Here is an 11134-nt window from a genome sequence, read left to right on the forward strand (position 1 = left end):
CGGCTCGGGGGCGTGCACGGGCTCGGGCAGCTCGATGGCAGGCACCGCGGCGACCTGCTCCGCGCCCGCACCCGTCTCCGCACCGGGCTCGACCGCACCCGAGGTGGCGGCGCGACGGCGTCCGGTCCGCTTGCGCGGGGTGGTCGTCCCCGCCATCGTCGACGAGGCGGCGCGGGTGCGCCGACCCTTCGCGGGGGCAGAGGTCGCAGGGGCCGTGGCCTCGCCGGCCGACTCCTCCACGGGCACCAGCCCCGTCTCCTCCACGTCCTCAGGCTCCTCGGCGGAGACGAGCAGCGACTCCACGGGGGCCGCAGCCACCTCGGCCTCGACCTCGGGAACCTCGTGGGACAGCGACGCTCCGGGCTCGGCCGCAGGCGCCTTGACGGCGCGGCGACGACGGGTCCCGCGGGTGCGCGGGGCCTCGCTGGCAGCGGGGGTCTCCTCCGCCTCGGCGGCGGCCGTGTTGGCCACCACCTCGGGGTGGGACTCGGCGACCGGGACGACGGCGGGGCCGCCCTCGTCGGTGGACCTGGAGGAGCGGCCGGAGGCGGCGGCGATGGCACTGAGCGCCTCACGCGTCCTGTCGCGGTCCACGTCCTCGTCCAGGCGGCGCGGCTCCTCGACCGTCTTGCGGCCCTTGCCGCGTCCGGAGGAGTGGCCGCCACCGGTGTGGTCGGCGGACCCGGTGTGTTCCACCGGCTCCATGTGGACGATGAACCCACGGCCCTCGCAGACCTCGCAGGGGGTGGAGAAGGCCTCGACGAGGCCCTCGCCCACGCGCTTGCGGGTCATCTGCACGAGTCCGAGGGAGGTGATCTCGGTGACCTGGTGGCGGGTGCGGTCCCGACCCAGGCACTCCACCAGGCGGCGCAGCACGAGGTCGCGGTTGGACTCCAGCACCATGTCCACGAAGTCGACGATGATGATGCCGCCGATGTCGCGCAGGCGCAGCTGGCGGACGATCTCCTCGGCGGCCTCGAGGTTGTTGCGGGTGACCGTCTCCTCCAGCGTGCCGCCGGCTCCGATGTACTTGCCGGTGTTGACGTCGATGACGGTCATCGCCTCGGTGCGGTCGATGATCAGGGTGCCGCCGCTGGGCAGCCAGACCTTGCGGTCCATGCCCTTGGCGAGCTGCTCGTCGATGCGGAACCCGTGGAAGACGTCCTCGGTGCCCACCCACTGCTCGACGCGGTCGGACAGCTCCGGGGAGAGGTCGTGGACGTACTCCGAGACGGTGTCGAAGGTCTCGCGGCCCTGGATGACGAGCTTGTTGAAGTCCTCGTTGAAGATGTCGCGCACGACGCGCACGGCGAGCTCCGGCTCACCGCGCAGCAGGACGGGGGCGGACTTCGTCTTCTTCTGCTTGGCCTCGATGTCCGCCCACTGCTTGGTCAGGCGCGCGATGTCGTCGGCCAGCTGCTGCTCGGAGGCACCCTCCGCAGCGGTGCGCACGATGACGCCGGAGCCCCCGGGGACGGCCTTCTTGAGGATCTTCTTCAGCCGCTGGCGTTCCTTCTCCGGCAGCTTCCGGGAGATGCCCATCATCGAGCCGTTGGGGATGAGCACGAGGTAGCGCCCCGCCAGGGTGATCTGGCTGGTCAGGCGCGCGCCCTTGTGGCCGATGGGGTCCTTGGTGACCTGCACCAGGACGGGGTCGCCGGACTTGAGGGCGGCCTCGATGCGGCGCGGGCGGCCCTCCAGGCCGACGGCGTCCCAGTTGACCTCGCCCGCGTAGAGCACCGCGTTGCGGCCGCGACCGATGTCGATGAAGGCCGCCTCCATGGAGGGCAGGACGTTCTGGACGCGACCCAGGTAGATGTTGCCGACCATGGACTGCTGGGTGTGGCGCGTGACGTAGTGCTCGACGAGGAGCCCGTCCTCGATGAGGGCGATCTGGTCGAGCCCGTTGTGGTGGCGGATGACCATCTGGCGGTCGACGGCCTCACGGCGGGCCAGGAACTCCGACTCGGTGATGAGGTGGCGACGACGGCCCTCCTTGCGTCCCTCACGCCGGCGCTGCTTCTTGGCCTCCAGGCGGGTGGAGCCCTTCAGGGCGGTCACCTGGTCCGAGGGGTCCTCGGAGCCGCGGGACTCGGAGGAACGGGAACGGCGACGACGGCGACGACGCGAGGTGCCACCCTCCTGGTCCTCGTCCTCGTCGGCGTGGGAGTCGGAGGAGGCGTGGTCGCCCTCGTCCCCGTGCCCGGAGCCCTCGGGGGACCCGCCCCGGTCGGAGTCGGACGCGGAGGAGTCCGCGGCGGAACCCTCCTGGGCCCGGTCCTCCTTCTTGTCCTCCTTGGACTGCTTCGAGCGGGAGGAACGGCGGGAGCGCTTCTTCGGCTCCTCCTCGGCGGCGTCGGGGGAGGCGGTGTCCTTCCCCTCCTCGCCGGAGGTCTCGGTGGCGGGCGCCTCGGCCTCGACGTCCTTCTTGCGACGCGAGCGGCGCTTGCGGGCGGGCTTGGCGGACTCGGCATCGCCCTCGGGGCTGTCCTCGGAGTCGGTGCGGTCCTGGGTGTCGCGGTCCGAACCCGCGCGGTCCTCGTCGTCACGCTCGGCGGCGGCGCGTCCGCCGCGCCTGCGGCGTGGGGTCCGCTCGGCGGGCTCCTCCTCGTCGTGCGAGGGCGGCTCCGGCTCGCGGAAGGTCGGTGCCTGGAAGGCTGGCGCCTGGAACAGCAGCGACGCCATGGGTGATGCAGGTGCGGATGAGTCTTCGGGGTTGGTCACGGTTCTCCAATTTGTGGGGCCCGCCCCGCACCGGGTGGGTCCCCTCTTGCTCGCCCGCGAGGGGCGGAAATCCTGACAGGACCACGTTCTCGCGTGGCGGTGCCCGGTGGCCGCGACCGTCTCCGGCCGGCTTGCTCTTCCGGTACTCACGTCGCGGAGGTGCGTCCACGACGTCCATCTTCGGTGCCATTGTCTCACAGGACCCGCCCCCACTCGGGGATGTCCGCCGGAGGCGATCGATCGCGCCCGGCGTGGCGGGCACGGCGGGGGCACCGGGCGGGCGCGGGGCGGGACCGGCACGGGAGTGCGGCGGGACCCGGGCCCGGGGTCGCCGGGACCGGGCCGATCCCCTGCTCAGACGGCAGGATTTCACCTAGACTTGCACCACAGGTGCGCCGTGCGACGTGTCACGGATCGGCCACGACACACGGCAACGTCGTGTTGACCAGTTGGTCAATGAGATATCTTCTTGACATGGCGTCAGGACGATGACTTCGTCCCCACGCTGCATCCATCCCATCACCGGAAAGGCGAGCACCATGACACTCGTTCCGGCAGCGCTCGACGCGCTGACACTGGGTCGGTGGCAGTTCGGCATCACGACCGTCTACCACTTCATCCTGGTCCCGTTGACCATCGGTCTGTCCCTCCTCGTCGCGATCATGCAGACGATCTGGCACCGCACCGGCAACGACACATGGCTCCAGGCCACCCGGTTCTTCGGAAAGCTCCTCCTCATCAACTTCGCCCTGGGCGTCGCCACCGGCATCGTCCAGGAGTTCCAGTTCGGCATGAACTGGTCGGAGTACTCCCGCTACGTCGGGGACATCTTCGGCGCCCCCCTCGCCATCGAGGCCCTGGCGGCGTTCTTCCTCGAGTCCACCTTCCTGGGGCTCTGGATCTTCGGGTGGGGCCGCCTCTCCAAGGGCTGGCACCTGGCGACGATCTGGTGCGTCGCAGTGGGCACCACCCTGTCCGCCCTGTGGATCCTCGCGGCGAACTCCTGGATGCAGCACCCCGTGGGCGCGGTCTTCAACGCCGAGACCGGGCGCGCGGAGCTCGACGGGGCCGGCGGATTCCTCAAGGTCGTCACCAACCCGGTCCTCGTCTGGGAGTTCTCCCACGTCATCACCTCCTCCTGGCTGGTCGCCGGCACCTTCGTGGCGGGCCTGGCCATCTGGTGGATGACGCGGGCCGCACGCGAGGGCGGTGAGGTCGGCAGGCGTGAGGCACGGGACATCTGGCGTCCGCTGGCCCGCTTCGGGCTGCTGGTCGTCATCATCGGCGGGCTCGGCACCGCGGGCACCGGTCACATCCAGGGCCAGGAACTCGCACGCGTCCAGCCCATGAAGATGGCCGCCGCCGACGGGGTCTGTGTCTCCGACACCCAGGTCGCCATGACGATCGCCCAGTTCGGCACCTGCCCCCTCGACGACTCCGACCAGCCGACGAAGTTCATCGAGATCCCCTACGTCTCCTCCATCCTCTTCACCAACAGCCCCAACGGTGAGATCACGGGTGTGGCGCAGGCCCAGCAGGAGCTCGTCGAGAGGCTCAACGCGACACCGGCCTTCACCGAGAAGTACGGCGACGCCTCCCAGTACGACTTCCGTCCGCCGGGCAACGTCATCTTCTGGTCCTTCCGCATGATGATCGGCCTCGCCGGTTTCGCGGCGGTCCTGGCGCTGTGGGGCCTGTGGGCCATGCGCAAGGGAGCGGTCCCCGAGAACAAGTGGCTGGGGCGCTTCGCGATCCTCACGATCCCGACCCCCTTCATCGCGGCCTCCTTCGGGTGGATCTTCACCGAGATGGGCCGACAGCCCTGGGTGGTGGCACCCAACCTCTCGGCACTGGACAACGGTGACCCGGTCGCCTCCGTCATGATGATGACGCAGGCCGGCATCTCCACCGCCGTCCCGGCCGCCCAGGTCCTCACGACGATGGTGATCTTCACGCTCCTCTACGCGGCGCTCGGCGTCGTGTGGTTCCTGCTGATGAGGCGCTACGCCCTGGAGGGCATCCACACCCACTCCGCCGAGCCGGACGAGGACGACGAGACCGTCGGTTCCCTGTCCTTCGGCTACTGATCGGACGGGGACACTCCCATGGATCTCAGCATTCTCTGGTTCATCCTCATCGCGGTCCTGTGGACCGGCTACCTCGTCCTGGAGGGCTTCGACTTCGGCGTGGGCATGCTCCTGCCCGTCGTGGCCCGCAACGACCGGGAACGCACCACGGCCATCCGCACCATCGGTCCCCACTGGGACGGCAACGAGGTGTGGCTCCTGACGGCCGGCGGCGCGATGTTCGCCGCCTTCCCGGAGTGGTACGCCACGATGTTCTCCGGCATGTACCTGGCCCTCTTCCTGATACTCGTCATGCTCATCCTGCGCATCTCGGCCATCGAGTGGCGCTCGAAGATCGCCTCGGAGAAGTGGCGCTCCGTGTGGGACCGCTTCCACACCGTGGCCGCCTTCACCGTTCCCCTGCTGCTGGGCGTCGCCTTCGCGAACCTCGTGCAGGGCATGAAGATCGAGGTCGTGGACCGGGCCACCCAGCAGGTCGTCCCCGCCACCGACGTGACCCCCGAGGTCCTCGCCGGTGCGGCCCACCAGCTGACGGGTGGCTTCCTCAGCCTGCTGACGCCGTACACGATCCTCGGTGGCCTGGCCGTCGTGGCGATCTGTTTCGCCCACGGCGCGCAGTTCCTGGCACTGAAGACCAAGGGTGACGTCCACGACCGGGCCAACGGCGTGGCCGCTCCTGCCACTGTCGCGGCCGTGGTGCTCGGTGCGGTGTGGCTCATCTGGGGGCAGTTCAAGTTCTCGAACAACGTCTGGTCCTGGATCCCGCTGGTCGTGGCGGCCCTGGCCCTGATCGCCTCGGCGGCGTGGTCGCAGCACGCGACCCGCAACGAGAAGCTGTCCTTCACCGCCTCCGCTGTCGGCATCGCCGGCGCCGTCGCCTGGGTGTTCGCCTCCATGGCCCCCGACGTCATGAAGTCGAGCATCGACGGGGCGTACTCGCTGACGATCGCGCAGGCGTCCTCGACCCACCCGACCCTCGTGATCATGTCGGTCGTGGCCCTGTGCCTGGTCCCGGTGGTCCTCGTCTACACCGCCTGGTCCTACTGGGTCTTCCGCAAGCGGGTCTCCACCGCGGATGTCGATGCCAATGCCGGTCTGCTCCCCAAGCGGATCCGTCTCGGCTCGAACTTCCTGGCGGGCTGAGCCCGCACCGCTCCACCGAGGGCCCCTCCCCCGTTCCCGGGGGTGGGGCCCTCCGCTGTCAGGACAGAAGACATCTGCCTCGGTCCGTCGACGCGCCGACAAGTGGGCGATCGCGCCGGGCGCACCTCCTGAGGGGGCAGTGGTGCCGGTCGACGACCGGCCCGGTAGGCAGCCGTGCCGATCGACGACCGGCCAAGTAGGTGGTCGTGCCACCGAAGCGCCGACCGAGTAGACAGTCGTGACAGGACCGGCCACCGAATGGGTAGTTGTGGCAGAGACGTGCCACAACTACCCATCACGTGAAGGCCACTCACGGGCACCCACTCGGACGCTTTGCGTATCCGCAGGTCACGACCACTTCGAACACGCGATGCCCGTTGGCCCGCCCGGGTGCCTCCGACCAAATGGGTAGTGGTGCCACCGAAGTACCCACCAAGCAGACAGTCGTGGCAGGACCAGCCACCAAGTCGGGAGTCGTGCCATCAGAACCGACCAGATGGGCAGTCGTGACGCCGAATCGCCCACAGACGGGACAGTCGTGCCACCGACCGGGACCCGGGCACGGACCCACGTCCCACGCCGCACGCCCTCGTCGACCACGGACCTCCGTCCCACAAGCTGGCACAATGGGCAGGGTGAGACCACTCGACCCCCGCCTGCTGCGCCACGCCCGATCGGCGCGGGTCCACATCATCGTCTCGGCTGCGCTGGGGCTCGCGACCGCCGCCCTCGTCATCGTCCAGGCGCTCCTGATCTCCCACGCCGTCTCCCCGGTGGTCCTCGGCACGGACACGTTGTCCGGGGTCCTGCCACTCGTGGCCGCCCTCGTCTGTGTCGTCGCCGCACGGGCGGGGGTCGTGGCTCTCCGCGAGGCACTGTCCCACCGCGCGGCGGAGGGCGCGATCCGCGAGCTGCGCGCGGCAGTCCTCACACGCGCCGAGGAACTCGGCCCCCGCTGGCGCGCACGCCACGGCGCCGACACCGCCACCCTCGTCACACGTGGCCTGGACGACCTGGTCCCCTACTTCGTCAAGTTCCTCCCCCAGCTGCTCCTGGTCGTCACCGTCACCCCCCTGGCGCTGGGGACGATCCTCGTCCTCGACTTCTGGTCGGCGTTCATCGCCGCCGCCGTGATCCCCCTGATCCCCCTGTTCATGGTCCTGATCGGACGTTTCACCCAGGAGTCCTCCGCCCGCAAGCTCTCCTCCATGGAGCGCCTCGGCTCCCAGCTCCTGGACCTCATGGCGGGCCTGCCGACCCTGCGGGGACTTGGCCGCGAGGACGGTCCCCGCGAGCACCTCCGCAGGCTCGGCCGGGAGAACACCCGCGCCACGATGTCCACCCTGCGCGTCGCCTTCCTGTCCGGGGGCGTGCTCGAGTTCCTCACGACCCTGTCGGTGGCGCTGGTCGCCGTGGAGGTCGGGATGCGACTGGTCCACGGCTCCATCCCCCTGACCACCGGACTGGTGGTCATCATGCTCGCCCCCGAGGTCTTCGAGCCCCTGCGCCAGGTCGGCGCCCAGTTCCACGCCTCCGCCAACGGGGTCGCAGCAGCGCAGGCGGCCTTCGAGGTCATCGAGACGCCGGTCCCCCCTCACGGCGACACCCCCGCCCCTGACCCCGCCACCACCGACATCGTGCTGGAGGGTCTCTCCGTCGCCGCCCGCGGGGTGTGGGCGCCCGCCGACCTCAGCGCCGTCATCCACCCGGGCACCGTCGTCGCACTGACCGGGCCGTCCGGGTCGGGCAAGACGACGACCGTCATGGTCCTCCTCGGCCTGGAGCCGGCCACCCGCGGTCGCGTCCTCCTGCGCCCGCTCTCCCGTCAGGGCCAGGGAGGCGACGAGGACACCGCAGGTCTCCCCACCGGCACGCCATCCGGGAGCGGGCGGGAAGTGGACCTCGCCGAGGTCGCCCTGCCGTCGTGGTGGTCCCACGCCACCTGGGTCCCCCAGGCCCCCACGATCCTGCCGGGCACCCTCCGGGAGAACGTGCTCGGCGAGGGGGACGGACCCGGATCCGCCGCCGACCTGGACGCGGCCGCCCGCGCCACCGGATTCGACCAGGTCGTCGGATCCCTGGAGGAGGGGTGGGACACCCGCGTCGGACAGGGGGGCACCGGGCTGTCCGTCGGCCAGCGCCAACGTCTGGCACTCACCCGTGCCCTCCTGGACGACTCACCGTTGGTCGTGCTCGACGAGCCCACTGCACACCTCGACGCGGTCAGCGAGGGCGTCGTCGTCGACACGATCCTGTCCATGCGTCGCGCGGGGCGCACAGTCGTCGTCATCGCCCACCGCGAGGCCGTGGTCGCCGCCGCCGACCAGGTGATCGAGGTCCCCACCCGTCGCGCCACCACCGAGGAGACCGAGCAGTGGCCCGCCCTCGTGGAGGTCGAGGGCACGGAGGACCTGCACGTGGACCTGCCCGGCCTGCTCGACCCGTCGCTGGTCGGACAAGCCCCGGTCGGACAAGCCCCGGTCGAACCGGCCCCGGCGGACCCGGCAGCTGACACCCGCCCGGGTGGGGAGGCCACCACGACCGGTGGGAGGGACCGACAGTGACCGTGCTCCTCACCGCGCCCGAGAGGCGCGCCCTCAGACGGGTCCTGCGTCTCCTCGACGTCGACCGCCGCGGCTTCGCGCTCTCCGTCCTTCTCGGCACCCTCGGGCTCGGCTCTGCCATCGCCCTGGCGGCCACCGCCGCATGGCTCATCGCCCGCGCCGCCCAGCAGCCACCCGTCCTCTACCTCACCGTCGCCGCCACCTCGGTGCGGCTCTTCGGCATCATGCGTGCCCTCATGCGCTACCTCCAGCGTCTCGCCAGCCACCACGTGGCGCTGGCGGGCATGGACTCCCTGCGCCAGAACCTCTACGACTCCCTGTCCACCTCCCGCGTGGACCGCGTGGCGGGCCTGCGTCGGGGGGACCTCCTGGCCCGCACGGGTGCCGACGTCGACGACGTCGGTGACCTCGTCGTCAAGTCCCTCCTGCCCACCTGCGTGACCGCGGTGGTCGGAGTCGGGACGGTCGTCGGCATCGGGATGCTCTCCCCCGCCGCCGCGGCCATCCTCGCTGCATGCCTGCTCGTCTCGGGTGTCGTCGCCCCCCTGATGACCATGGGCTCCGCCCGTCGCGCGGAGCTCGAGTCGGGCGCAGCACGCACGGACCTCTCCGAGACCGCCATGACGCTCATGGACGGCGCTGCGGAGCTGCAGGTCTCCGGGCGCATCACCGGGGTGCGCGACCACCTCGACTCCGTCAGCTCCTCCCTGGCGCGTGCCGCGGGGCACGCGGCACGCACCTCCGGTGTCGCGGCCGGCATCGACCGCCTCTCCATGGGGCTCGCCGTGGTGGGAGCCCTGCTCGTGGGCATCCCCGAGACCACGGGTGGTCGTGTGGCGGCAGTGGCACTGGCGGTGCTGGTCCTCACCCCGCTCGCCTCCTTCGAGGGCACCGGCGAGATGGCGCCGGCCGCCGTCCAGTTGGTCCGCTCAGCCCGGGCGGCCCTGCGCATCGACGAGCTCCTCGGGCACGACGCTCCCGTGCCCACCCACCCCGTGCCCGCCCCCGCCACGGGTTCCGGTCCCCGCTTGGTCGCCCGCGACCTGGCCATCGGGTGGCCCGGAGGTCCGGTGGTCGCCACGGGCATCGACCTGGACCTCGGGATCGGTCGCCACCTGGCGGTCGTCGGCCCCTCCGGGATCGGCAAGTCGACGCTGCTCTACACGCTGGCGGGCATGCTCCCGCCCGTCTCCGGCACGGTCACCCTGGACGGCGTCGACGTGTGGGGCGGCGACCGGCACGACGTCACGGCCCAGGTGACGATGACGGCCGAGGACGCCCACGTCTTCGCGACGTCGGTCCTGGAGAACCTGCGCGTCGCCCGGCCCGACCTCACCGGCGACCAGGCGGTCGCCCTGCTGGGGCGAGCCGGTCTGGGCGCGTGGCTCCGCGACCTGCCCGCGGGTCTCGACACGATCATCGGCTCCGGGGGCACGACGGTCTCGGGTGGGGAACGTCGTCGGCTCCTCCTGGCACGGGCACTCGCCTCCCCCGCACCGCTCCTGCTCCTGGACGAGCCGGGCGAGCACCTCGACCCGGCCACCGCGGACTCCCTCATGGAGTCCCTGCTGGGACCCGAGGACCCCTCGAGGGGCGTGCTCGTCGTGACCCACCGGCTCTCCGCCCTGACGGGCGCGGACACGGTGATCGTCCTGGACCGGCCGGGCAGCGACACGACCGCTGCGGGTGCAGGGGCCCTCGACACGGACTCCCCCGCGACCGTCGTCGCCCGCGGGACACATGCAGAACTCAGCGCCCAGCGCGGTGCCTACCGCTGGGCCGTCGAACAGGAGACCCCATGACCCAGGCCCGACCCGACCTCCGGCTGCTCGAGGCGGCCCTGGACCTCACCTCCAACCTCCACCTGCGTCCCGCCCTCCAGCGCTTCGTCGACCAGGCCTGCCGCCTGACCGGCGCGCACTACGGCGCGCTCAGCGTGCTGGACAACTGGGGGGACACGACGATGTTCATCCAGCACGGTTTCTCCGAGGAGCAGATCGCGCGCATGGGCAACCCGCCCCTGGGCCACGGCCTCATCGCGGAGATCCCCACCGACGGACCCCTCATCATCAACGACGTCCACCACGACGAGGACGCGGCGGTCACCCTCCCCCAGGGGCACCAGGAGATCGAGAACTTCCTCGGTGCCCCCGTCACCGTGCACGAGCAGGTCTACGGTCGCCTCTACCTGACGGACAAGTTCGGGGGCTTCGGGCGCACCGATGCCGAGGTCGTCACCTCCCTGGCGGCGGCCGCCGGTGTGGCCGTGGAGAACGCCGAGCTCTTCGCCCAGGCACGCAAAAGGGAACGCTGGATCGCTGCCTCCCAGAAGCTGACGACACCATGCTGGAGGGCGCCGACGAGGAGGAGGCGCTCGTCCTCATCGCCCAGACCGTGCGCGAGGTGTCGGATGCGGACACCGCGGTCATCGTCCTGCCCTCGGTGGGTGACTCCTGGGCCGGGGAGATCACCGACGGCTACCACGCCGACCGCCTGCTCGGCGTCGTCTTCCCACCGGAGGGACGGGCCATGTCGGTGCTCGCGGAGGGCACCGGCATGATCGTGGACTCGATGGCCCGCGCACAGACCATGCGCGTCCCCCAGCTCAGCGAGTTC

5 protein-coding genes and 1 pseudogene are annotated in these 11134 nt (G+C 71.0%); 5 read left to right on the top strand and 1 reads right to left on the bottom strand.

Going from position 1 to position 11134, the window contains the following annotated elements; translation table 11 throughout:
* On the bottom strand, positions 1-2685 hold a 2685-nt coding region (locus TA90_RS12525; protein ID WP_052450870.1), incomplete at its 3' end, for an Rne/Rng family ribonuclease.
* Positions 2686-3263: 578 nt separating this feature from the next.
* On the opposite strand from TA90_RS12525, the gene TA90_RS12530 reads away from it, so the two are divergent.
* The 5 genes and pseudogenes from TA90_RS12530 to TA90_RS12550 all read left to right on the top strand — a co-directional run.
* A complete protein-coding gene (locus TA90_RS12530; protein ID WP_043536987.1) occupies positions 3264-4811 on the top strand; it encodes a cytochrome ubiquinol oxidase subunit I in 1548 nt (515 codons plus the stop codon).
* An 18-nt stretch (positions 4812-4829) separates the two neighbouring features.
* Positions 4830-5954: a cytochrome d ubiquinol oxidase subunit II gene (cydB, locus tag TA90_RS12535; protein ID WP_043536981.1), complete on the top strand. Its 1125-nt coding sequence runs from the start codon at positions 4830-4832 to the stop codon at positions 5952-5954.
* Between the two features lie 626 nt (positions 5955-6580).
* Positions 6581-8518: a thiol reductant ABC exporter subunit CydD gene (gene cydD, locus TA90_RS12540; protein ID WP_074015409.1), complete on the top strand. Its 1938-nt coding sequence runs from the start codon at positions 6581-6583 to the stop codon at positions 8516-8518.
* Complete coding sequence (gene cydC, locus TA90_RS12545; RefSeq protein WP_043536983.1) at positions 8515-10320, top strand: thiol reductant ABC exporter subunit CydC; 1806 nt, start codon at positions 8515-8517, stop codon at positions 10318-10320. Before cydD ends, cydC begins: the two co-directional genes overlap by 4 nt.
* Positions 10317-11134 (top strand): annotated as a pseudogene (locus TA90_RS12550) (GAF domain-containing protein); the annotation flags it as partial. The gene cydC and the pseudogene TA90_RS12550, both read left to right, overlap by 4 nt.

The sequence above is a fragment of the Actinomyces polynesiensis genome (assembly GCF_000820725.1).
GTDB classification, from domain to species: domain Bacteria; phylum Actinomycetota; class Actinomycetes; order Actinomycetales; family Actinomycetaceae; genus Pauljensenia; species Pauljensenia polynesiensis.